General features: G+C 40.2%; 31 protein-coding genes. 18 read left to right on the forward strand and 13 right to left on the reverse strand.

All coding sequences use genetic code 11. The features are described from left to right. Positions 1-13 precede the first annotated feature (13 nt). The 5 genes from SM12261_RS02460 to pepF all read left to right on the forward strand — a co-directional run bounded on the left by SM12261_RS02460 (position 14) and on the right by pepF (position 5,151). On the forward strand, positions 14-1,081 hold the full coding sequence (locus tag SM12261_RS02460; protein ID WP_000719487.1) for a M50 family metallopeptidase: 1,068 nt from the start codon (positions 14-16) through the stop codon (positions 1,079-1,081). 1 nt (position 1,082) lies between these two features. Next, positions 1,083-1,511, forward strand: coding sequence for an NUDIX hydrolase (locus tag SM12261_RS02465; protein WP_000402088.1), 429 nt, complete (start codon positions 1,083-1,085; stop codon positions 1,509-1,511). Between the two features lie 137 nt (positions 1,512-1,648). Next, positions 1,649-2,599, forward strand: coding sequence for a 50S ribosomal protein L11 methyltransferase (prmA, locus tag SM12261_RS02470; protein ID WP_000451175.1), 951 nt, complete (start codon positions 1,649-1,651; stop codon positions 2,597-2,599). 1 nt (position 2,600) lies between these two features. Then, complete coding sequence (locus SM12261_RS02475) at positions 2,601-3,344, forward strand: 16S rRNA (uracil(1498)-N(3))-methyltransferase (protein WP_001188174.1); 744 nt, start codon at positions 2,601-2,603, stop codon at positions 3,342-3,344. Between the two features lie 10 nt (positions 3,345-3,354). Further along, positions 3,355-5,151, forward strand: coding sequence for an oligoendopeptidase F (gene pepF, locus SM12261_RS02480; protein ID WP_000435590.1), 1,797 nt, complete (start codon positions 3,355-3,357; stop codon positions 5,149-5,151). A 167-nt stretch (positions 5,152-5,318) separates the two neighbouring features. Here pepF and SM12261_RS02485 read toward each other — a convergent pair whose 3' ends face one another. After that, a complete protein-coding gene (locus SM12261_RS02485) occupies positions 5,319-5,708 on the reverse strand; it encodes a nuclear transport factor 2 family protein (RefSeq protein ID WP_000106207.1) in 390 nt (129 codons plus the stop codon). Positions 5,709-5,858: 150 nt separating this feature from the next. Here SM12261_RS02485 and SM12261_RS02490 point away from each other — a divergent pair, with 150 nt between their 5' ends. Together SM12261_RS02490 and SM12261_RS02495 are read left to right on the forward strand one after the other, a co-directional pair. After that, the gene (locus SM12261_RS02490; RefSeq protein WP_000182730.1) at positions 5,859-6,191 is read left to right on the forward strand and encodes a winged helix-turn-helix transcriptional regulator; all 333 of its coding nucleotides are present in this window, start codon (positions 5,859-5,861) and stop codon (positions 6,189-6,191) included. 11 nt (positions 6,192-6,202) lie between these two features. Further along, on the forward strand, positions 6,203-6,994 hold the full coding sequence (locus SM12261_RS02495; protein ID WP_000284390.1) for a DUF2785 domain-containing protein: 792 nt from the start codon (positions 6,203-6,205) through the stop codon (positions 6,992-6,994). 107 nt (positions 6,995-7,101) lie between these two features. Here SM12261_RS02495 and SM12261_RS02500 read toward each other — a convergent pair whose 3' ends face one another. Further along, positions 7,102-7,866 carry a (S)-acetoin forming diacetyl reductase gene (locus tag SM12261_RS02500; RefSeq protein WP_000048148.1) on the reverse strand — a complete coding sequence of 255 codons (765 nt, stop codon included), beginning with the start codon at positions 7,864-7,866 and terminating at the stop codon, positions 7,102-7,104. Positions 7,867-8,122: 256 nt separating this feature from the next. Between SM12261_RS02500 and SM12261_RS02505 the strand changes: the two genes are divergently transcribed. Continuing rightward, a complete protein-coding gene (locus tag SM12261_RS02505; protein WP_000714813.1) occupies positions 8,123-8,791 on the forward strand; it encodes an MIP/aquaporin family protein in 669 nt (222 codons plus the stop codon). A gap of 205 nt (positions 8,792-8,996) precedes the next feature. On the opposite strand, the gene queF is transcribed toward SM12261_RS02505, so the two are convergent. The 7 genes from queF to SM12261_RS02545 all read right to left on the reverse strand — a co-directional run bounded on the left by queF (position 8,997) and on the right by SM12261_RS02545 (position 12,544). Next, entirely contained in the window at positions 8,997-9,488 is a 492-nt protein-coding gene (gene queF / locus SM12261_RS02515) for a preQ(1) synthase (protein ID WP_000082579.1), read from the reverse strand. 17 nt (positions 9,489-9,505) lie between these two features. Further along, positions 9,506-10,222: a 7-carboxy-7-deazaguanine synthase QueE gene (queE, locus tag SM12261_RS02520; RefSeq protein WP_000196453.1), complete on the reverse strand. Its 717-nt coding sequence runs from the start codon at positions 10,220-10,222 to the stop codon at positions 9,506-9,508. Then, entirely contained in the window at positions 10,215-10,658 is a 444-nt protein-coding gene (gene queD / locus SM12261_RS02525) for a 6-carboxytetrahydropterin synthase QueD (RefSeq protein WP_000464574.1), read from the reverse strand. Before queD ends, queE begins: the two co-directional genes overlap by 8 nt. Beyond that, the gene (queC, locus tag SM12261_RS02530) at positions 10,658-11,311 is read right to left on the reverse strand and encodes a 7-cyano-7-deazaguanine synthase QueC (RefSeq protein WP_000828780.1); all 654 of its coding nucleotides are present in this window, start codon (positions 11,309-11,311) and stop codon (positions 10,658-10,660) included. The genes queD and queC overlap by 1 nt, the downstream gene beginning before the upstream one ends. A 201-nt stretch (positions 11,312-11,512) precedes the next feature. Next, positions 11,513-11,827 carry a thioredoxin gene (gene trxA, locus SM12261_RS02535; RefSeq protein ID WP_001029581.1) on the reverse strand — a complete coding sequence of 105 codons (315 nt, stop codon included), beginning with the start codon at positions 11,825-11,827 and terminating at the stop codon, positions 11,513-11,515. Positions 11,828-11,842: 15 nt separating this feature from the next. Continuing rightward, entirely contained in the window at positions 11,843-12,064 is a 222-nt protein-coding gene (locus SM12261_RS02540) for a DUF4649 family protein (protein ID WP_000570251.1), read from the reverse strand. Positions 12,065-12,163: 99 nt separating this feature from the next. Next, a complete protein-coding gene (locus SM12261_RS02545; RefSeq protein ID WP_000221634.1) occupies positions 12,164-12,544 on the reverse strand; it encodes a MarR family winged helix-turn-helix transcriptional regulator in 381 nt (126 codons plus the stop codon). Positions 12,545-12,827: 283 nt separating this feature from the next. Here SM12261_RS02545 and SM12261_RS02550 point away from each other — a divergent pair, with 283 nt between their 5' ends. After that, positions 12,828-13,202 (forward strand): CidA/LrgA family protein, encoded by a 375-nt coding sequence (locus SM12261_RS02550; protein WP_000781325.1) that lies wholly within the window; start codon positions 12,828-12,830, stop codon positions 13,200-13,202. Beyond that, a complete protein-coding gene (locus tag SM12261_RS02555) occupies positions 13,199-13,894 on the forward strand; it encodes an LrgB family protein (RefSeq protein WP_001288943.1) in 696 nt (231 codons plus the stop codon). Before SM12261_RS02550 ends, SM12261_RS02555 begins: the two co-directional genes overlap by 4 nt. 333 nt (positions 13,895-14,227) lie before the next feature. Here the strand turns inward: SM12261_RS02555 and SM12261_RS02560 are convergent, their stop codons facing one another. Next, positions 14,228-15,091 carry a helix-turn-helix domain-containing protein gene (locus SM12261_RS02560; RefSeq protein WP_001093645.1) on the reverse strand — a complete coding sequence of 288 codons (864 nt, stop codon included), beginning with the start codon at positions 15,089-15,091 and terminating at the stop codon, positions 14,228-14,230. 209 nt (positions 15,092-15,300) lie between these two features. On the opposite strand from SM12261_RS02560, the gene SM12261_RS09670 reads away from it, so the two are divergent. From SM12261_RS09670 to SM12261_RS09410, 4 genes are all read left to right on the forward strand, one after another. Beyond that, positions 15,301-15,453: a PhrA family quorum-sensing system peptide gene (locus SM12261_RS09670; protein ID WP_033687794.1), complete on the forward strand. Its 153-nt coding sequence runs from the start codon at positions 15,301-15,303 to the stop codon at positions 15,451-15,453. A 287-nt stretch (positions 15,454-15,740) separates the two neighbouring features. Next, on the forward strand, positions 15,741-16,601 hold the full coding sequence (locus SM12261_RS02570) for an ABC transporter ATP-binding protein (protein ID WP_001202678.1): 861 nt from the start codon (positions 15,741-15,743) through the stop codon (positions 16,599-16,601). Next, positions 16,582-17,235, forward strand: a complete 654-nt coding sequence (locus tag SM12261_RS02575; protein ID WP_000677414.1) for an ABC-2 transporter permease — start codon at positions 16,582-16,584, stop codon at positions 17,233-17,235. The genes SM12261_RS02570 and SM12261_RS02575 overlap by 20 nt, the downstream gene beginning before the upstream one ends. A gap of 12 nt (positions 17,236-17,247) precedes the next feature. Further along, positions 17,248-17,412 (forward strand): hypothetical protein, encoded by a 165-nt coding sequence (locus SM12261_RS09410; RefSeq protein ID WP_153198681.1) that lies wholly within the window; start codon positions 17,248-17,250, stop codon positions 17,410-17,412. A 205-nt stretch (positions 17,413-17,617) separates the two neighbouring features. Here SM12261_RS09410 and SM12261_RS02585 read toward each other — a convergent pair whose 3' ends face one another. From SM12261_RS02585 to SM12261_RS02595, 3 genes are read right to left on the reverse strand one after another with little or no spacing between them, the layout of a single operon-like run. Further along, positions 17,618-18,382 carry a hypothetical protein gene (locus SM12261_RS02585; protein ID WP_000498784.1) on the reverse strand — a complete coding sequence of 255 codons (765 nt, stop codon included), beginning with the start codon at positions 18,380-18,382 and terminating at the stop codon, positions 17,618-17,620. Between the two features lie 15 nt (positions 18,383-18,397). Continuing rightward, a complete protein-coding gene (locus SM12261_RS02590; RefSeq protein WP_000055449.1) occupies positions 18,398-19,093 on the reverse strand; it encodes an ABC transporter ATP-binding protein in 696 nt (231 codons plus the stop codon). 4 nt (positions 19,094-19,097) lie between these two features. After that, positions 19,098-19,463, reverse strand: coding sequence for a GntR family transcriptional regulator (locus SM12261_RS02595; RefSeq protein WP_000119149.1), 366 nt, complete (start codon positions 19,461-19,463; stop codon positions 19,098-19,100). Between the two features lie 139 nt (positions 19,464-19,602). Between SM12261_RS02595 and nrdR the strand changes: the two genes are divergently transcribed. Genes nrdR through SM12261_RS02615 form a run of 4 tightly spaced genes read left to right on the forward strand, consistent with a single transcriptional unit; the run spans position 19,603 to position 22,853 of the window. Then, a complete protein-coding gene (gene nrdR / locus SM12261_RS02600; protein ID WP_001203672.1) occupies positions 19,603-20,076 on the forward strand; it encodes a transcriptional regulator NrdR in 474 nt (157 codons plus the stop codon). Then, complete coding sequence (locus tag SM12261_RS02605) at positions 20,077-21,246, forward strand: replication initiation and membrane attachment family protein (RefSeq protein WP_000802415.1); 1,170 nt, start codon at positions 20,077-20,079, stop codon at positions 21,244-21,246. Beyond that, the gene (gene dnaI, locus SM12261_RS02610; RefSeq protein ID WP_000446501.1) at positions 21,247-22,143 is read left to right on the forward strand and encodes a primosomal protein DnaI; all 897 of its coding nucleotides are present in this window, start codon (positions 21,247-21,249) and stop codon (positions 22,141-22,143) included. After that, on the forward strand, positions 22,140-22,853 hold the full coding sequence (locus SM12261_RS02615; protein ID WP_000140812.1) for an NADPH-dependent oxidoreductase: 714 nt from the start codon (positions 22,140-22,142) through the stop codon (positions 22,851-22,853). Before dnaI ends, SM12261_RS02615 begins: the two co-directional genes overlap by 4 nt. The last annotated feature ends 5 nt before the right edge of the window (positions 22,854-22,858 follow it).

The following is a 22,858-nucleotide window of genomic DNA, read 5'->3' on the forward strand; positions in this document are numbered from 1 at the left end:
GGTTGGAGATTTTATGAAGAAAATTGGGATTTATTTGGTTTATGTGCTAGCTGTTGTCTTTATTATGCTGGCTTTTGCTTGTGGAACCATCGCATTTGCAGAGCTGGGGTATTCCGCAGTTTTAGTCTTTACTTTTGGTTATGCCTTCGCTCTTCTAAGCATGTATTTAATCTTTATTCTTCATGAGCTGGGACATGCTTTTTGTGGCTACTTGACAGGCTATCGGCTGGTGGCTTTTGGATTAGGACATTTTATTTTGACCAAAAAGTCATGCAAGTTTCGTCTTAGTAGAACAGCCATTATGAAAAATGTTGGTGCTCAATACATTGGTTTAAAAGAGGATGAAAGCGATCAAAGCATCATCCTGATGCTTTCAGGAGGCTTGATGGTTCATCTCAGCTTGATATTATTGGCGATAGTGTTTGGGTTTTTGACAAGAAGCTGGTATTTTGCAGGGACTTGGATTTTTCTTAATTTGTCTTTCTTCCTAAATAACATTTTGCCAGTCGGCATCACCGATGGAGCAAAAATTTGGGAATTGCTACAACACCCTGAAAATACGAAATACGCCTACCTGATGTTGAGGCATTCTGCCCAGACCTTGCTAGCTCCTCAAGAATATGATTTAAAAGACTTTATCATGCCTGTTGATGAGGAGGTGAGAGGGAGTTTTGCAGAAAGTGTTCAGACTCTTCAGGGGTTGGTATTCATATTGGATGATAATATAGAACTTGCAAAGCAACAGTTTCAGTCTGTGTTAGATAAAACAGACAATCCAATGTCTAAAACTAGTTCTCAATTATACCTTCTTCAAGTTGCTCTGATGGAAGGAGATAATAAGAAGGCGGAAGAATATGCAAGTATTCGAGGAGTCAAATCCTTTTTATCTCTAAAAACAGCAGATATGCAGGTCATTCAAGCTTGGTATCAATTTAAGGTAAAGAAAGATGTAGTTCAAACTCACAAGGCTATGAAGATTGCTAGACAGAAAATGAATAGCAGTCGGATGTTACGGGATGAGAAAAGCTATTATCAAAACTGGTTAGCTGAGCTGGAAAAGGAATTAACCGAAGGAGTCTAATATGGAAATAGAACTTACTGATTTCCAAGGTTGCAAGATTGCCTTATTTTGTGGTGATAAGCTACTGGTCATCTTGCGTGATGATAAGGAAAATATCCCTTGGCCCAATATGTGGGAGTTGCCGGGTGGTGGCCGTGAAGGGGACGAAAGCCCATTTGAATGTGCGGCGCGTGAAGTTTATGAAGAACTGGGGATTCATCTGACTGAGGATTGTCTGCTTTGGAGTAGGGTTTATCCAAGTGTGCTCTATGAAGGTCGGTACTCTGTCTTTATGGTTGGTCAGCTAAGACAAGAACAATTTGACAATATTACCTTTGGAGATGAAGGACAGGGCCATCAGCTGATGAATGTCGAGGAATTTCTTAGCTCCAGTCAAGCTGTACCTCAGTTGCAAGAGAGATTAAAAGATTATTTAAAAGTAAGTGATTAGAAAGGATGGTTCGGTTAAATTTCTAAACTGAACCCGCCCTAAACACTGTGCCAAAAAGATAAACTTCTCTTAGACACAAGCGTCTTCAGAGAATTTCCTATTTTGGCTTTGTGTTTTACGGGCTTGGTATCTTAATAATGGAAACATGGCAAGAGTTAAAAGTTACAGTTAAGCGTGAGGGAGAGGAGTTAGTCTCTAATCTCTTGATTGAGCTGGGTGCCCAGGGTGTTGCGATTGAAGACAGTATGGACTATGTGGGCAACGTCAATCGTTTCGGTGAAATTTTCCCTGAGGTCGAGCAGCAAGAAGAAATCGTAGTGACAGCCTATTACCCTGATACGGTTGATGTAGCAACGGTTGAGTCAGATTTGCAGGCTCGTCTAGCAGAATTGACAGATTTTATGGATTTGGGTGAAGTCAAGATGGGGACGACTGCCTTGGCTGAGGAAGACTGGGCAGACAACTGGAAGAAATACTATGAACCTGCTCGCATCACTCATGATTTGACCATCGTGCCGTCGTGGACAGACTATGAGGCGACTGCTGGGGAAAAGATTATCAAGCTGGATCCTGGCATGGCTTTTGGTACGGGGACCCATCCAACCACTAAGATGAGCCTCTTTGCCTTGGAGCAGGTTCTTCGTGGTGGGGAAACAGTGCTAGATGTGGGGACTGGATCAGGCGTCCTCTCTATTGCTAGCTCGCTACTGGGTGCTAAGGAAATTTTCGCCTACGACCTAGATGATGTAGCGGTTCGTGTGGCTCAGGAAAATATTGAGCTCAACCCTGGCATGGAAAACATCCATGTAGCTGCAGGTGATTTGCTTAAGGGGGTTGAGATTGAGGCAGATGTCATTGTGGCTAATATCTTGGCGGATATTCTCATTCATCTGACAGATGATGCTTATCGATTGGTCAAGGATGAAGGCTACCTCATCATGAGTGGGATTATCAAGGACAAGTGGGACATGGTGCGCAAGTCGGCTGAGTCAGCTGGATTTTTCCTCGAAACTCACATGGTTCAAGGGGAATGGAATGCCTGTGTCTTTAAGAAAACCAAGGATATTTCCGGTGTGATTGGAGGCTAGCATGCAGCAGTATTTTGTAAAAGGTAATGCTACCTCGCCAGTCATCATCGAGGATAAGGAAACCAGCAAGCATATGTTTCAGGTAATGCGCTTGAAAGAAGATGATGAGGTTACTTTGGTCTTTGATGATGGAGTCAAGCGTTTGGCGCATGTGCTGGATGTGGAAGCTCGTCAGTTTGAGTTGGTCCAAGAACTAGATGACAATGTGGAACTGCCCGTTCAAGTAACCATCGCATCTGGATTTCCCAAGGGAGACAAGCTGGAGTTTATCACTCAAAAAGTAACCGAACTCGGAGCTAGTCAAATCTGGGCCTTCCCAGCAGACTGGTCAGTTGCCAAGTGGGATGGCAAGAAATTGGGTAAAAAGGTTGAAAAACTAGAAAAAATTGCCCTTGGAGCAGCAGAACAAAGCAAGCGTAATTTGGTCCCAAGTATCAAGCTTTTTGAGAAGAAAGGAGATTTTCTAGCCCAACTTGACCAATTTGACCGCATTGTAGTGGCTTATGAAGAGTCGGCAAAAGAAGGAGAAGCCGCTGCGCTTTTACAAGCAGTTAATGGACTCGAGAAGGGAGCCAAATTGCTCTTTATCTTTGGTCCAGAAGGTGGTCTGTCACCTGCAGAAATCGAAAGTTTTGAAGCTAAGGGAGCAGTCTTGGCAGGTCTTGGTCCTCGTATTTTGCGAGCAGAAACAGCACCGCTTTACGCCTTATCAGCCCTTAGTGTTTTATTAGAATTAGAGAAATAAGAGGAAGAAAATGGAACAAAAACACCGTTCAGAATTTCCAGAGAAGGAACTTTGGGATTTAACAGCCCTATACCAAGACCGTGAGGATTTCTTGCGTGCAATCGAGAAAGCTCGCGAAGACATCAACCAGTTTAGTCGTAATTACAAGGGGAATCTTCATACTTTTGAGGATTTTGAAAAGGCTTTTGCGGAACTGGAGCAAATCTACATTCAGATGAGCCATATTGGTAACTATGGCTTTATGCCTCAGACGACAGACTATAGCAATGACGAATTTGCCAACATTGCCCAAGCTGGGATGGAATTTGAAACAGATGCTAGCGTAGTCTTGACCTTCTTTGACGATGCCTTGGTGGAAGCTGATGAGGAAGTCTTGGATCGTTTGGGTGAATTACCTCATTTGACGGCGGCTATTCGTCAGGCAAAAATCAAAAAAGCCCACTATCTAGGGGCTGATGTGGAGAAGGCCTTGACCAATCTCGGTGAAGTTTTCTACAGTCCACAGGACATTTACACTAAGATGCGAGCTGGGGATTTTGAAATGGCCGACTTTGAAGTCAATGGCAAGACCTACAAAAACAGCTTTGTGACCTATGAGAATTTCTACCAAAACCACGAGGATGCTGAGGTTCGTGAGAAATCTTTCCGTTCCTTCTCAGAAGGTCTTCGTAAGCACCAAAATACGGCTGCAGCAGCCTATCTAGCCCAAGTCAAGTCTGAAAAACTATTGGCAGATATGAAGGGTTACGACTCTGTCTTTGATTACCTTCTGGCTGAGCAAGAAGTGGACCGTGCTATGTTTGATCGTCAGATTGACCTCATCATGAAGGATTTTGCGCCCGTTGCTCAGAGATACCTCAAGCATGTTGCCAAAGTAAATGGTCTTGAAAAGATGACCTTTGCAGATTGGAAATTGGACTTGGATAGCGCCCTAAATCCTCAAGTGACTATTGACGACGCCTATGATTTGGTCATGAAGTCGGTAGAACCTTTGGGGAAAGAATATTGTCAAGAAGTTGCTCGCTATCAAGAAGAGCGCTGGGTGGACTTTGCTGCCAATAGTGGCAAGGATTCTGGCGGTTATGCGGCGGATCCATATCGCGTGCACCCTTATGTCCTCATGAGCTGGACAGGTCGTTTGAGTGATGTCTATACTTTGATTCATGAAATCGGGCATTCTGGTCAATTCATCTTTTCAGATAATCACCAAAGCTACTTTAATGCCCACATGTCGACCTACTATGTTGAAGCACCGTCAACTTTCAATGAGTTGCTTCTCAGTGATTACTTGGAACACCAATCTGACGACCCACGTCAAAAACGCTTCGCTCTTGCTCACCGCTTGACAGACACCTACTTCCATAACTTTATTACCCACCTTTTGGAAGCAGCCTTCCAGCGTAAGGTGTATACATTGATTGAAGAAGGGGAGACCTTTGGAGCAAGCAAACTCAACAGTATTATGAAGGAAGTTTTGACAGATTTCTGGGGAGATGCTATTGAAATTGACGACGATGCGGCTCTGACTTGGATGCGCCAAGCTCACTACTATATGGGCTTGTATAGTTACACTTACTCAGCAGGACTAGTTATCTCGACTGCTGGTTACCTTCATCTAAAAAATTCAGAAACTGGAGCTGAAGACTGGCTCAAACTTCTCAAATCAGGTGGTAGCAAGACACCGCTTGAGTCAGCTATGATTATCGGAGCAGATATTTCAACAGACAAACCACTCCGTGATACAATCCAATTCTTGTCAGACACAGTTGATCAGATCATCGCCTACAGTGCCCAGTTGGGAGAGTAAATTAAAAGAGTCTGGGATAAAAGTCTAACCTTAAATATAAAAAACGAACAAAACGAGTTATCTGACACTCAGAATTCTGTCTTGTTCGCTTTTTTTCTAATCTATTAATTTAAAAATTTAGAATAAAGAATTCCTAAAATCAAAATTTTTTGTCCTGGCCTCTTAAATTATCCCCAAAAGCTATCTTCTTCAGCTTGATCTGAAGAGAAGAGCCAAACTTCTTTGATTTTTCCGTCTTCAATGCGGAAGAGGTCAATCCCGTTCATATTGAGTTCAGTACCATCAGCACGTGTTCCAAGAAAAGTAACATTGGCTGCGATTAAATCCTTATTGTCAGAAACCCAATTTGTTATCACCTTAAAGGTTCCACTAGTTTTCTCAGCAAATGTAGCCAGGTGAGTTCCTAGCTTGTCCTTACCACCAACTGAACCAGATATACTATGAGTACCAGGTTGATGCCAGATAATATCGTCTGCCATCGTTTCAAAGACACTGGGAAAGTCACCAGCAATTAAAGCTTGGTTATAAGCATTGAAAATTTCTAAGTTTGTTGACATATATATTCTCCATTTCTTTTTTATGATATAATTGTAACAGTTACAAACAAAAAAACAAGTAGATACTTTTTCGATAGCTAGTATCAAAAGTAGTACTATTATTGATACTAAAAGATAAATTTTTTTTAAAAAATAGAAAGAGGATATTTTATGACAAATAAAGTGAGTGAGTATGGTATTTGTCCATTTGCGACAACGCAGAGGGTTTTAACGGGGAAATGGGCACTGGTAATCATTTATCAGTTGAGTACGGGTACCAAACGATTTAAAGAATTGCAAAGATTATTGCCTGGGATTACTCAAACTATTTTGACCCGTCATCTCCGTCAATTAGAAAAGGATAAGATTGTTCAACGAAAGGTCTATGCCGAAGTTCCACCACGAGTTGAGTACAGCTTAACCGAAATGGGGCAGGAATTCAGAGTTGTTTTAGATGCTGTCGAGAAATGGGGTCTAGATTATATCAAGTTGCTAGAAATGTAGAAGTATTGACCATGTATCAAAAGTTACTTAGAAAAATAGAAGAAGAAAAACCAAGTTATCATCAGGAGGAAATCCAATGGTTGCTTGATCATTTGGGAGATTCTTCTCCAGAAATTCGCGATGACCTTGTTTTTACAAGCTTTGCTAGAGGGATTCAGGAAGAGCTATTTACACAGGAACAATTTCATTTCATTGCTGAAGGGATTTCATCTGATGGAGGGTTAGATAAGGAGATTGATAAGGTAGGCTTGTCAACACTTGAACGTTCTTTTAGGGCGCTTATTTATGCAAATCTCTTGTCTGCTGATGCCAACCAGCAATCGATTTTTTATCAGGAATTAAATGCAGGAATTCGTAATGTCCTTTTAAATCAAGGGTTGTACTATCTTTCAAAAGAAAAGGATACAACAGGTTTTTCAAGTCAGTATGGTCGGGTTCATGCTTTTGCACATGGAGCCGATTTACTGACAGAGGTGGTTTGTCATCCAGACTTTCCTAAAAACAGAATTCATGAAGTCTTTGACATACTTGGCCCATTATTTAAAAGAATTCCCATTCGTTTTACAGATGATGAAGATTGGCGTTTAGCCAGAGTACTTTATGAACCGATTTTACAAGGGAAGTTAGCGCAAGAGCAAGTAGCCTCTTGGATAAAAACTGTTGATTTTCCGATAGAAGAAAGGGAGGATTTTTACAAATTTTCCAACTTTAGATCCTGTTTGTTGGAAGTCTATGTCCAACTTGACCAGAGAAACAGTTTACAAGATGACTTGAAAGAAGCTATCCAGTCTTTTCAATACTAGGGATTAACTAGTATTACTTAGTAATAGGGTTTCTATTGTATCCTCCTACCTGATAATAAAAACTAATAAAAGAGGTTGAATCATTTTCCAACCTCTTTTTGTGTATCTTAATGGAATTGCATACCACCATCCACGATAATGGTTTGTCCTGTAATGTAGTTTGAATCTGGTCCTGCGAGGAAGCTGACAGCAGCAGCCACATCTTCTGGTTCAGATAGGCGTTTTAGGGTAATATCTTTTGCGAATGTCTGCATACCCCACTCGTCATCTTTTCCTGCATTTTTACCAACTTCATGAGCGATATCGTACATCATTGGTGTTTTAACAATACCTGGTGCATAGGCGTTAACAGTGATACCTGAGTCTGCTAAATCACGGGCTAATGTTTGCGTAATTCCGCGAACAGCAAATTTGGTTCCACCATAAACAGTTAGATTTGGATTACCGACTACACCAGCTTGAGAAGTTGCGTTGATAATTTTACCTCCGTGGCCAAGTGCTTTAAATTGCGCTTGTGCAGCTTGTGACCCCCAAATGACACCACCAACGTTGATACCGAAGGTACGTGTAAATTGTTCCTCAGTAATTGTATCAAGAGGAGTAGTTGGAGCAACTCCAGCGTTATTTACGACAACATTCAAATCACCAAAATGGTCAACAACCTGTTGAAATGCTTGGGCAACTTCTGCCTGTTTCGAAACATCAGCTACGACAGCAAAGGCATTTTCAGCTGATAATTCGGCAACAGCCTTTTCAGCTGTTTCGGGATTGTAGTCTAAGACTCCTACCTTAAAGCCATCTTGAACCAATCGTTTCGCAATTGCAAAACCGATTCCTTGACCTGCACCTGTGACAATAGCAACTTTAGACATATGATTCCTCCTTGGTATTCACGATACCATTCAAACGTTCATAAAAGAACAGCAAAGGTTTACAAATGAGCTTTTATAATGAGTTTTGTAACCCCTATCAAAACTACGCTATTAGTATACACCTTTGAAAAAAATGTTTCAAATAAACACTACCGTTTTTACAGAATTTTAACCTGAAATTTCCAATCAATTTTCTTGAAACCCTTTCCCTCTTTTGATAGACTAGTATCTAGTTTTTGAAAAAAGGAGAAAGAAAATGAAAAAATTTGTTGCTGAATTAATCGGTACTTTCATGCTTGTGTTCATTGGAACAGGAGCTGTTGTTTTTGGAAATGGTCTTGATGGCCTTGGTCACCTTGGAATCGCCTTTGCCTTCGGTTTGGCCATCGTGGTTGCTGCTTACTCAATCGGAACTGTTTCAGGTGCTCACTTGAACCCAGCGGTTTCGATTGCTATGTTTGTAAACAAACGTTTGTCATCTTCAGAACTTGTAAACTACATCCTTGGACAAGTAGTTGGAGCCTTCATCGCTTCTGGCGCGGTCTTCTTCCTCTTGTCGAACGCAGGTATGTCAACTGCTAGTCTTGGTGAAAATGCCTTGGCAAACGGGGTTACTGTCTTTGGTGGTTTCTTGTTTGAAGTGATTGCAACCTTCTTGTTTGTCTTGGTTATTATGACCGTGACTTCAGAAAGCAAGGGAAATGGCGCGATTGCTGGTTTGGTAATCGGTTTGTCCTTGATGGCCATGATCCTTGTGGGATTGAACATCACTGGACTTTCAGTTAACCCAGCTCGTAGCCTGGCTCCTGCTGTATTGGTAGGTGGCGCAGCCCTTCAACAAGTATGGATTTTCATCCTTGCCCCAATCGTTGGTGGAGTTCTTGCAGCACTTGTTGCTAAAAATTTCCTTGGAACAGAAGAATAATTGAAACTAAAAAAGCCTTGCTCCTCAGTTTGAGGAACAGGGCTTTTTCGTATTTATACTTAATGAAAATCAAAGAGCAAACTAATAAACTATCCGCAGGTTGCTCAATATATTACTTTGAGGTTGTGGATAGAACTGACGAAGTCAGTAACCATACCTACGGCAAGGCGACGTTGACGAAGTTTGAAGAGATTTTCGAAGAGTATTAACGGTTGTCAATTTTCTCTGGATAAAGATCGTGTTGGAAGAGGCGTTGTTCTGCCAGGCCTTCATACTTGGTTCCAGGCTTGCCGTAGTTGTAGTAGGGGTCGATTGAAATTCCACCACGCGGAGTGAATTTTCCCCAAACCTCTAAATAGCGAGGGTCTAGCAAATTGACCAAGTCTTTCCCGATGGTGTTGATACAGTTTTCGTGGAAATCGCCATGATTTCTATAACTAAAAAGGTAGAGTTTGAGGGATTTTGACTCGACGCAGAGCTTGTCAGGAATGTAGGAAATATAAATGGTCGCAAAGTCTGGTTGAGCAGTGATTGGGCACAGGGAGGTAAATTCAGGACAGTTGAATTTGATGAAATAGTCATTTTCCACATGACGATTGTCAAAAGACTCGAGGACTTCGGGTTGATAGTCAAAAATGTAGTTGGTTTCTTTGTTGCCGAGGAGGCTTAGGTTTTTCATTTCTTCTTGTTGTGACATGATTTTTTCTTTCTAATTTAAACACCACGTTGGTTGTCGTAGAGGAGGGTATGGAGTTGAGGAAGGACACGGACATTGCCCCAGCTATCGTCAGCAGCGACGCGTTCCCAGAGTTCTTTGAGGCGGTCCAGTTGGTCTTGGACAATATTTCCTGTGGCCTTGGGCTCAGGATTTCCTGCAGATAAGAAGAGAACATCTGGTTGGTAGCGTTCTTGAATCCCTTTAGCAAAGGCCAAATCAGCATCATCAAAGACAGGGATTTTAAAGGTGACCTTGTCTGGATCTAGTTGGGAAACGATAAAGTCCAAGGTCTCAAAGTTGACTTCCATCTTAGATGAAGGAGGTTTGGGACTCAGGGTGACCTGGTCGATATCTTTTAACCAATTTTGCCAGCGAGAGCCTTGGGTCTCAACAGCAAGGGTGACACCACGTTCCTTGAGCTTAGTGACCAGTTCAGCCATGTTGGCTGCTAGGATAGCGGGATTTCCGCCAGACAGGGTTACATAGTCGTAGTTCCCTAGTTTATCCAAGGCAGCAATGACTTCGTCAGCTGTCATGCGAGTTGGTTTTTCAGAACCATCCCAAGTAAAGGCAGAGTCGCACCAGTCGCAGTGGTAGTCGCAACCAGCAGTGCGGACAAACATTGTTTTCTGCCCAATAGCACGGCCTTCACCTTGAAAGGTAGGGCCAAAAATTTCCAGAACTGGTAGTTTGAGGACACGTTCCCTAGTCATCTAACCACTCCCGTCTAAACTCTGCAAAGGAAGTCGGAGTTTCATAGAGGCGAACGTATTCCAAACGAAGACCGCGTTTGTCGGGCAACTCTTGATTCATGGTTTGGAAAATCCAGTAAACCATATTTTCAGCAGTCGTGTTCATATAAGGCAGGGTTTCATTGAGATAGCGATGATCCAAGTGGGGCTCTAAGTAGTTCTTGTAGATCGCTTTGATGTCTCCAAAATCGTAGGTCATACCACGTTCATCTAAAAATCCACTGACAGCAATCTGCAGATGATAGGTGTGGCCGTGCAGGGACTTGCATTTTCCTTCATAGTGAAAGAGGTGGTGGGCAGCATCAAAGGTAAATTCTTTTGATACCAAGGTTCTGTGAGGATTGTAGACAAGCGACTCCCCAGTTTCCTGTTTGATTTCTTTGGGTGCAAAAAACATTAGTCCTCTCCTTTCTGTGAGAGATAAACATCTAACCCATGTTGACGTAGGTGGCAGGCGGGACAATCTCCACAGCCACTTCCGATAATCCCGTTGTAGCAGGTTAAGGTCTTTTCACGAACATAGTCAAAGGCACCGAGTTGGTCGGCTAATTCCCAAGTTTCAGCCTTGTCTAGCCACATGAGAGGTGTTTGGATAACAAAGTCGTAATCCATAGCAAGGTTGAGGGTAACATTAAGAGATTTGACGAAGACATCCCGACAATCGGGGTAGCCTGAGAAGTCTGTCTCGCAGACACCTGTCACGATATCTTTAATACCTCGTTGCTTAGCAAGGACTGCCGCAAAGGATAGAAAGAGGTGGTTGCGACCGTCAACGAAGGTATTGGGAACCTCTCCCTCTTTTTGCTCAATCTCCATATCAGAGGTCAGGGCATTTTCAGTGATTTGCCCCAGCAGAGACATATCTAGGATGTGATGACGAATCCCCTGTTCCTTGGCGATTTCTCTAGCAACTTGAATTTCGAGATGATGACGTTGGCCGTAGGCAAAGGTAACTGCTTCGACTGTTTCATAGTGTTTTTTAGCCCAAAAGAGGCAGGTTGTAGAATCTTGACCGCCACTAAAGACGACCAAGGCTGATTGACGTTTCATAGTACTCCTTCCAAAATGGGGAATGTTCAGAGCACGCAAAAAGCTCCCTTGAGGGAGCTAAAAAATACCAAGTAGAGGTTTTTTTTAGCGATGGCATGTCCCAAACATCGTAATATTCTACTAACAGTCTAGCATATTTTTTGAAAAATGGCAAAGGGCAAGAAAAAAGAGACCAAAGCAAGTACTTGGTCTCTCGTTTGATTAGCTCAATTCAGCAACGATGGCCTTGATTTGTTCTGCTGTGTGAACACCAGCAACTTGTTTCACCACTTGGCCGTCTTTTTTGAAGAGAAGAGTTGGGATAGACATGATTCCAAAAGCACGAGCTGTGTTTGGATTTTCATCAACGTCCATTTTAACGATTTTCAAAACATCTTCTGAAAGTTCTTCAGACAATTTATCCAAGATTGGGCCTTGCATACGACATGGACCACACCAAGTTGCCCAGAAGTCTACTAAGACCAAACCGTCTTTTGTTTCTTGTTCGAATGTTGCATCTGTAATTGCTTTTGCCATTGTATTTCTCCTTTTTTAGTTATATTGGCTTAAATCTTGTTTCATGAGATAGAAGAAGACATCTCCATAAGTCCCATGGTAGTCCAAATCATGACCGTTGTAGGTTAATTTTTGGACAGGGTAGTAGTCTGCGACGCCGATAAGGCAAGCTTGTTGCGAACGATCAAAGTCGTCATAAGATTCGAAAGTTACAGTTCTTTCGTTCTTGCTGGCATCTAGATAGGTAATTTCAATCATGTTTAGAACTCCTTTGTTTAATGATGATTTTATTTTACTCCTTGTAAAAGAGAATGTCAAGAAAAATGATTGCGCACGCAACTTTTTTTCAAAATCATCTTAAATCAAGAAATCTAAACCAGTTTCCAAGCTTTCTTCGACAGCCTTTTGTAGAGTGGCCAGTGTCTTTTGCCCATCACTTGTCAGGCAGATAAAGCTAGAGCGCCTATCTTGATCACAACACCTGCGACTAAGCAGACCGCAATTTTTGGCTTCCAAGCGAGCCACCATCCGAGAAACAGCGCTCGGGCTCAGATGAAGCTTATCTGGCAGGTCAATCTGGCGTAGAGATTTTTCTTGAGCCAAGTCCAGATAGTAGAGCAGGTAGAACTCTTTCAAGGTCAGACTTTGCTCGCTCTGCTGGGCAATAGTCTCTTCCAAGAGACTTTCAATTTCTTTCTGACGCCGATTGAAGTCAAACCATTTTTCCAAATAGGTCATAGTATCTCCTTTCTTTTTAGAGTTGTAAATAGAAGAAAGTCCATTCACGGACAGTCTCTGTATCACAAGATGATTGCGCATGCAATAATTATACTACTTTTCAAGAATGCTGACAAGAAGGACGCTGAAATCTTTTATCCTAAATCATACCAGTTTTCACAAGTCAAGAATTGTTTGTATCCCCTTTCCATTTCTAATTTTCATTATCCCTTGTGTATTTCCTTGAAATTTTCTGAAAAAAGAGTAAACTGGTATGCAAGAAGTCTATTTCGTGGAGTTTAGGATGAAATTATATGTTCAATTAATGATTCTCTTTGTGATTTCTCTAATCGGAGAGGGAATTTCCAGTTTCTTTCATTTGCCTATCCCAGGCAGTATTATCGGCTTGATTATTCTCTTTCTAGCCCTACAATTCAAGTGGCTGAGAACCAGACATGTCAATATGGTGGGGAATTTCTTGCTGGCCAATATGACCATTCTCTTTTTGCCACCAGCAGTGGGAATCATGGAGAAGTTTGATGTGATTGCTCCCTATCTCTTGCCCATTGTTTTGATTGTCTTTTTTGCGGCTGTCATCAATATTATCCTCATAGCCTTGGTAGTTCAGTTCATCAAGAGACGGTTTGAGGGAGATTATGAGAAAGGAGATGCCAAATGAGTGAATTTGTTTCCAATCCCCTGTTTGGGCTTGCCCTGTCTATCCTAGCTTATCTAGTAGGAATGCTGATTTACAGACGTTTTCCCCATCCTTTGACAACGCCCTTGCTTTTGTCAGCTATTTTCATTATCATCTTTCTAAAGGTGACGGGTATTTCTTACCAAGATTACTACCAAGGTGGGGTTTATCTGAACAACTTGATTGTCCCATCGACTGTTGCTCTAGGGATTCCCCTTTATAAGAGTTTTCACTTGATGAAGCACCATGCTCGGAGTATTCTCTTTGGTAGTCTGCTAGCAGTAGTTGTCAATACCTCTTTCACAGCCCTTGTGGCCAAAATCTTTGGCATGGATTTTTTCCTAGCCATTTCTCTCTTTCCCAAGTCAGTAACAACCGCCATGGCAGTGGGAATCACAGAAAAATTGCAAGGTCTGACGACCGTGACCTTGGTGGTTGTAGTGGCAACTGGGATTTTAACCAGTGTCATCGGCCCAACCCTTTTGAAGTGGTTGAAAATTGACGACCCAGTAGCTGTTGGTCTTTCCCTTGGAGGAACAGGCCATGCAGTCGGAACAGGGACAGCCTTTCGATATGGTTCTGTAGCAGGAGCCATGGGTGGCTTGGCTATCGGTGTCACCGGTATTCTCTATGTCTTTGTCAGCCCCATTGTAGCCAGTTTGATATTGAGTTAAAAAGAGGCTGGGACAAAAAGATTTTGATTTTAGGAATTCTTTATTATAAAATTTTAAAATCGATAGATTAGATAAAAAAGCGAACAAAACAGAATTCTAAGTTTCAGATAACTCGTTTTGTTCGCTTTTTATATTTAAGGTTAGACTTTTGTCCCAGCCTCTTTTGATACCTAAAGTTCTATAATGAAGTTAGAAGATTAGAGAAATTTGCCAACATACTTGATAAAATAAAACCTCAAAATACCACTAATTTATGAAGTGAATTTGAATCAAGCTGGTTATTAGCTTTAGGGGTTATTCAAAGTTTAAGAAGAATTCTAATGATAGGATAAATTAAACAGTATCTAATTCCTTCAAATAATTTTCTATCTTCATCAACATTAAAGGATTGTTATAAATCTTACATAACTCTCTTGCTTCTATATAATAATTTTTGACTTGTTCTTTGTCTAGAAATTTGGCTCCAGCATTTCCTACAAGAATAAGTAGAGGAGCCAGTTGGTAGCTTGTCTGTCTTTGTTTACAGAGTTCAATCGTCTCAAGAGCTTCTTGGATGGCTTCGTTATATTTTTCCTTTGATACTAGGTAGTGAGCGTAGTTGTAACGAACTCTGATGTAACCAAATAAAAACTCCTGATGCTCAAAATTTTTTGTCTGATATAACTCCATCAAATGAGAGTAGTTTGCCTCATATTCTTGTTCACGACCCACTAAGGAATAGAAATTAGATAGAGTATTCAACGCCTTTAAATAAATCAGAGTATTTGAAGAGACTTTTAATAATATATTTTCCAATGAAGAAATTGCCTCACACTTACTGTCATATTGATAGAAGTCAATAATAGCTTTAATCCATTCAAGGTAAGTTCGGTCTTCTAGTGTTAGAAAGGTGCTTCGCTCAATCTCTATTCTATAAATATATTCCAAATCGTCATAATTTCTGTCATCTAATAGTCGAGCAGATAATTGCTTGAAATTAGAGAGGTTAGATTTAATTTCAATTTGTTCATTAAAAAAATAATCTAATGGTACTTCAAGTCGTTGTGAGAGTTTGAACAAAAGGTCTGCGGAGGGAATGAAATGCCCTCTCTCAATTTTACTAATCTGGCTTTGTTCACAAATTCCTTCTGCAAGAGTTTGTTGGGAGAGACCTAACTCTTTTCTCTTTACTCTGAATTTCTCAGCGAGTGTATTCATAAAAGATAATAATCCTTCCTATTTGCTTAATTTCATTATAAAATTTTTAGTTCAAAATAGCAAGTTAAAGGAATAAAAAATTCTTTATGGTAATAATAAGAAAAAAAAGTTCAAAATACAATAAAAACAATTGGCTAATTAAAATATATATGTTAGAATAAAAATAAGGAAACAGAAAGGGGTTTCAGTGCAAGAGAAAAAAACGCGGAATTAAAAAATTAGCTATATTAGCATTACTAGGTGTTTTTACGTTTAGTAATACAATTCCTTACCAACAGTTTATTCAGAAGAATAAACAATTGGAGATTCGAGTGCAATCACAAAAGAAGTCCAATTGTCTTGATGTTGGGAAGGCAGATTAGTAAGTTTATCCTAATAATTAAGACTTTCATGTTTTTTTGCAGTTAAGAAATTTTAGTAATGCCAGACGTGTCTAATACCTAGAATACGATTAGGAACGAAAATAACTGACCAGTATTTTATATTTATTAGTGTTATTAACTATGTTCTAGTTTCTTTGCTGTTGTTACTGGAATTAAAAAAACTTAATGTGCCAAATAAAGTTAATATTTTATTGGCGAGTCTTATTTTTTTAGGGAATAGCTTAACGATTTTATACATGATGTTATAATTTAGATGAGGTGTTAACATGAGAGCCAGATCAATAGTTAATATAAAAAATTTAACCAAGCAGTATGGGGATTTTCAATTGCAAGTCCGTAACTTAGAGATTCCAGAAGGTAAGGTTATTGGACTGATTGGTGAAAACGGAGCTGGTAAATCTACTTTACTGAATCTGATTTTAAATCAACTACAGATTGAGAAGGATAGTATAAGGGTTTTTGAACAAACTTATTCAGAGCATGAGCAAGATATTAAATCGAAACTAGGGGTTGTCTTAGAGCAAAACTTTTTTCCAGTTTCATTTTCGGTGGAGCAAGTTGAAAGAATGATGAGCATGATTTATCCTAGTTGGGATAAAAAGTTATTTTACACTTTTATTCAAAAGTTTAACTTACCATCTCAAAAACAGATGAAAGAATTTTCCAGAGGAATGGTGGTGAAACTTAATTTTGCGTCTGCACTCGCTCATCGCCCGAGACTATTAATTGCAGATGAGGCCACAAGTGGCTTGGATCCTATTGTTAGGCGAGAGATCTTATCTATTTTAGAAGAGTATGTTAAAAAAGAGAATATGACCGTAATCTTATCTTCACATATTTTGAGTGACTTAGAACAGGCGGCAGATTATTTTATTTTTATCCATAATGGGGAGATTCTTCTAGAGGGAGACAGAGAAAATTTACTGAACCGATTTATGATTAAAACAGAAATAAAGAACAATATGGATCAAGTAGACATTTATTATAAATTAGAAGAGGGTGATAGTGTTCGATATTTAGTAGTTGTATCTGACAAGAGTAAGGACGAGAGTAATTATGCAACGCTTTGGGAAATTTTATTATTTTTAGTCAAAGGAGAACGAATAAATGAAAGGACTACTATATAAAGATGCGCAACTTATTTTAAATAAAGTAAAGATAATTAATAGAATATTTATTGCCTTAGCCTTATTCTTAATTACAATCTTTGCAAGAGAATCGGGGACAATTTTTTTACTAATAGTGTTACCAATAAGTTTAGCTTCTCTTCCCACAGCTTTAGTTGTATCAGATAGTGAGAATGGTTGGAATCAATTTGTAGGAGTTTTTCCAATTTCAAAATCTAAGATAATTTTAGCGAGGTATCTCTCTTGTATTTCTTTTATTCTTTTGGTAAGTTCTATAGTATTGAGTTTAAGTCTTGCTACCCATGTCATGTTTAATCAATACAGTCTCAATCTACATTTAATTATGGCATTGATTGGAATAATCTTTGGAATCATGTATGTAGCCTTATTGCTTCCTTCCGTATATGCCTTTGGTGCTTTTGGAAATACGATTGTCAATATACTGGTACTATCGTTAGTTATGGGATTAGTGTATGGTCTTCAGAAAACGACTTTCGGCATGATTTTCATTAACTGGATTAGTTCAGCTAATCATTTCCTTCTAGTTATAAGTATCATAATTTTGGCCAGTATCATGATTGGGGTTTCTTTTATACTTTCAACTAAAATCTATTGTAAAATATTTATGAAGTAAAGGAGCAGTGCTATGAATAATAAGAAAATATGTCGTCTAATATCTATATGTTTAGCAATCTTTTCAGCTGTTCTTGCAGTCGTTTTATTTGCATGGGGAGAAAGAGGGCAAGTTTTTATAGCTATGGTACCTCTCTTTTTATCAAAGTTCGTAGATAATATTGGAAAAAATAAATGACGAATGACTGTGCTTGGTAGGTAAAATGAAGTTGGTGTTTTGAGGCTGGGCAAAAACTCAATTAGAGGAGAAAATAAAGCAAATTTTCTAACAATAAAACGCATAATATCAAGGATTTTTAACACTTGATATTATGCGTTTTCTGATTTTAAAGACTTTTTGTCCTATGAGTATGTTATATATCTAGGTAAAAATTATTTAAAAACTATTGCAAATTAACCTTGTTTTTCAAAATATAGTAGGTTCCGAGGTAAAAAATAGCTATGAATATGAGTTCTTCAAAAATGCCCGTACTTGCTCCCATATAGAAATTATCATTAAATCCTGCAAGTGAATTGACATAGAAGTTAGTACTGGTATTGAAGAAAACTCCAATAAATCCTATGACGATTTGGATCCCAATGTAGGCTACAACAGCGAGTGCGGTACGGTATTCGTTGAAAAGCTGTCCAATGGAAATAGCCAAGTAGATGCAGAGGATTCCAGAAATGGTATTTAGTAGGAAGGATAAGACAGTAAGACTAAAGCCGGTAAAATGTTCTGCAACAAATGACAGAAGAGTAGAAAGTTGAACTGCATCAGAATTTGTTGACAATAAGATAATATAGATACATAGGAGTAAGACAGCAGTGCTAATCAACGACCAGATAAAGGCACCGATTAGTTTGGCTGTGATGATATGGTGTTCAGAAACTGGCAAGGTTAAAGTCAGATAGCCTTGTCGGTCATAGACACTTCCTTTGAATCGTTTAATAATCAAGAAGATAGTTGAAATCACAAGTGTAACCATCAAACCACCAAAGACAGTAGATAGAAAAAAAAGTAGAACAGATAGATTTTTTTCAGGTAGTTTGATTAAGGATTGTGTCTGAATTCCAATAAGAACAGAGAGGAAGAGAACAGCGCCATAAAGAGCTAAATACCACTTGTTAACATTTTTAAATTCGTAGCGAACTAAATTCCAAAACATAATAATCTCCTTTACTTAGGCCTTAAATTCCTGACGGAAGAGTTGGTCAATGGATTCACCTGACTCATAGCGAATGTCATCTACATTGCCTTGACGGACGACTTTTCCGTCCTTAAGGAAGACAATTTCATCTAAGATTGGCTCGATATCAGAAATTAAGTGGGTAGAAATCAAAACGGTAGAAGTTGGGGAGTAGTTGTTGATAATGGTATTGAGGATATACTCACGGGCTGCTGGGTCCACTCCACCAATGGGTTCGTCTAAAACGTAGAGACGAGCATCACGACTCATAACCAAAATCAGTTGTACCTTTTCCTTGTTTCCTTTTGATAATTTCTTGAGACGACTATTTTCATCAATGCCGAGGTCTGCAAGTAGATGATGGGCGCGTTCCAGATTGAAATCTTTATAGAAGGTCTTGAAGTAGGTTAGGGCTTCTTTGACCTTCATTTGCTCATTGAGATAGGTTGTATCTGGCAAATAAGCTACGATAGCCTTGGTTGCTGGGCTTGGGTCCATATCGTTGATAAGGACACGTCCTTGATCTGGTTGTAAGAGGCCATTGATTAGTTTAATCAGGGTTGTTTTCCCTGAGCCATTTGGTCCAAGGAGACCAACAATTTTTCCAGCTGGGATGTCAAGAGAAACATTTTCAAGGGCTGGTGTTGCTCCATAAGATTTGGATACATTTTCAAATACTAGTAATGACATAGGCTTAAACTCCTTTAATATAATCGCCGACTACGCCTGGTAGTTCTTCTTTTTCATAGCCAAAATGGGTCATGGAGGAAACGAAGTGTTCCAATTCTTCTTCCGATAATTGTTTGCGCGATTGGGCGATTAGCTCCTTATCCTCAGTCACAAATCGTCCAGTTGTGCGCTTGCTGTAGACAAATCCTTCTCGTTCAAGGTCTGACAAGGCTCTTTGGATGGTGTTTGGATTGACACCGGCCTCGCTTGCTAGCTCTCTCACGGTTGGAAGTTGTTGATTGGGTTCCAGTGTATGGGAAACAATCTGAAGCTTGATTTTCTCCATAATCTGTAAATAGATGGGTTTTTTGTTGTCAAATGTCCAGGACATCTTGGTCTCCTTTCTTTTATCCTTTTGTCTTAATTAAATAATACAACAAAACAAAAAACTTGTCAAGCAAAAAGAAGAATTGTTTTGGGAATCGTTTAAAAAATGGTATAATGAAAAGAAAACGATAAGGAGGGAAAGGATGCGTTGTCCAAAATGTGGGGCTACCAAGTCAAGTGTTATCGATAGTCGCCAAGCAGAAGAAGGGAACACTATTCGTAGAAGACGTGAGTGCGATGAATGCCAGCACCGTTTTACAACCTACGAACGAGTAGAAGAAAGAACCTTAGTGGTTGTTAAAAAAGATGGCACACGGGAACAATTCTCTAGAGATAAAATCTTTAATGGAATTATCCGCTCAGCCCAGAAACGTCCTGTGTCAAGTGATGAAATCAACATGGTAGTCAATCGTATCGAACAGAAACTCCGTGGTCGAAATGAAAATGAAATTCAAAGTGAGGACATTGGTTCACTCGTCATGGAGGAGTTGGCTGAGTTAGACGAGATTACCTATGTACGTTTTGCCAGTGTCTATCGTAGTTTTAAGGATGTTAGTGAGTTAGAGAGCCTGCTCCAACAAATCACCCAGTCCTCTAAAAAGAAAAAGGAAAGATAAATGAAGCCAATTGACCGTTTTTCTTATCTAAAGAATAATCGGGTGTCGCAAGATACCTCATCTCTGGTACAGTGCTACCTCCCGATTATCGGTCAGGAGGCACTGAGCCTTTATCTTTATACGATTAGTTTTTGGGATAATGGCAGAAAGGAATACCTTTTTTCAAGCATTCTCAATCATCTCAATTTTGGGATGGACAGACTTTTAAAATCTTTGAAAATCCTATCTGCTTTTAATCTCTTGACCCTCTATCAAAAGGGTGATACCTATCAGATAGTTATCCATGCTCCTCTTTCAAGTCAAGATTTCTTGGAGCATCCTGTTTATCGTAGACTTTTAGAGAAAAAGATTGGCGACTCGGCTGTGGAGGATTTGAAAGTTGAAAGTGCTGATGGTGAAGAAATACCTGTCTCACTCAATCAAGTCTTTCCAGACTTGGCAGAACAGGGAAGTCAAGAAGACCTTGGTCTCAAGAAGAAAGTGGCCAACGATTTTGACTTGGACCATTTTCGCCAGCTTATGGCTCGAGATGGACTTCGTTTTGCAGATGAGCAGTCCGATGTCTTGAACCTCTTTGCCATCGCTGAGGAGAAGAAATGGACTTGGTTTGAAACCTATCAACTGGCTAAGTCAACAGCTGTTTCCCAGGTTATTTCAACCAAGCGTATGCGGGAAAAAATTGCTCAAAAACCTGTTTCCTCTGACTTTAGTCCTAAGGAAACGACCATTATCAAAGAGGCTAAAAGTAAAACTGCCCTGCAGTTCTTGGCAGAAATCAAGCAAACACGCAAGGGGACCATTACCCAAACAGAAAGAGACCTCTTGCAACAGATGGCTGGCTTGGGTTTGCTGGACGAAGTCATCAATATCATTCTCTTATTGACCTTTAATAAGGTCGATTCGGCAAATATCAATGAGAAATATGCCATGAAAGTGGCCAATGACTATGCCTATCAAAAGATACATTCGGCAGAAGAGGCGGTCTTACGCATCCGTGAGCGAGGACAGAAGAATCAGGCTCAAAAAAGCAGTAAACCGAGTCCTACCAAGTCCAATGTACCCAAGTGGAGCAATCCAGATTATAAGAATGAAACCAGCGAGGAAACTCGTCTGGAACTAGAACGTAAGAAACAAGAACTATTAGCTCGATTAGAAAAAGGAGGAGATTAGATGGAAAGTGTCGGAGACGTACTCAAACGTCAACCTAGCCGTTTTCATTATCAAGATTTGGTCCAGAAAATCATGAAGGATCCTGATGTTGCGGCCTTTATCCAGCAAGAATCCCTCAGCCCAGAGGAATTGAATCGCAGTATCTCCAAGTTTAATCAGTACATCACCGAGCGTGATAAGTTTCTTCGTGGTGATACGGATTATATTGCCAAAGGCTATAAGCCTATTTTGGTTATGAATCATGGTTATGCGGACGTTTCTTATGAGGAAACTCCTGAACTAATCGCGGCCGAAAAAGAAGCGGCTATTAAGAACCGTCTCAAGTTAATCAATCTGCCAGCCAGTCTCAGGAAAGCTAGTTTGGCTCAAGTTGACTTGGATGATTTGGAGCGCTTGCCAGTTTTTGAAAAGCTATTAGCCTTCGTGGAGCAATATCCAGCTATTCGAAAAGGTCTTTACTTATATGGAGACTTTGGTGTGGGTAAAAGTTTCATGGTGGCTGCCTTAGCCCATGATTTATCAGAAAAACGCGGTGTTTCATCCACTCTGCTCCACTATCCTAGCTTTGTCATTGATGTCAAAAATGCTATCGGTGATGGCAATGTCAAGACCTTGGTGGATGAGATTAAGCTTTCTGAAGTCCTGATTTTAGATGATATTGGTGCCGAGCAATCAACAGCTTGGGTACGTGATGAAATCCTGCAGGTCATTCTTCAATATCGGATGCAGGAAAATTTACCGACCTTTTTCACCTCCAACTTCAACTTTGAAGAATTGGAGCAGCATTTCGCTAAAGGGAAACATGGAAATGACGAAACCTGGGAAGCCAGACGCGTCATGGAACGCATCCGTTATTTGGCTGAGGAGACTCGTTTAGAAGGAGTAAACCGTCGATGACAGAAACGATTAAACTGATGAAAGCTCATAAGTCTGTTCGAAGATTTAAAGAGCAAGCCCTCCCTCAGGAAGACTTGACTGAAATCCTGACAGCAGCCCAAATGGCCTCGTCTTGGAAGAATTTCCAATCCTACTCTGTGATTGTGGTACGAAGTCAAGAGAAGAAAGATGCCTTGTATGAATTGGTGCCTCAAGAAGCCATTCGCCAGTCAGCTGTTTTCCTTCTCTTTATCGGAGATTTGAACCGTGCAGAAAAGGGAGCACGACTCCATACCGATACATTCCAACCCCAAGGTGTGGAAGGTCTCTTGATTAGTTCGGTCGATGCGGCCCTTGCTGGTCAAAATGCCCTGCTGGCAGCTGAAAGTTTGGGCTATGGAGGTGTCATCATTGGCTTGGTGCGGTACAAGTCAGAAGAAGTAGCAGAACTCTTTAATTTGCCTGACTACACCTATCCTGTCTTTGGGATGGCACTAGGAATATCAAATGAAGAACATGAAGTCAAACCTCGCTTGCCATTGAATCAAGTGGTATTTGAGGAAGAATACCAGGAGCAATCTGTTGAAATCATCAAAGATTATGACCGTGTGCAGACAGACTATGCTGGGGCGCGTGCGACCACAAGCTGGAGTCAACGTCTAGCAGAACAGTTTGGTCGAGCTGAACCAAGCTCAACTAGAAAAAATCTTGAACAGAAGAAGTTATTGTAGAAAGT

Origin of the sequence: Streptococcus mitis NCTC 12261, from assembly GCF_000148585.2 — a bacterium.
Lineage (GTDB): Bacteria > Bacillota > Bacilli > Lactobacillales > Streptococcaceae > Streptococcus > Streptococcus mitis.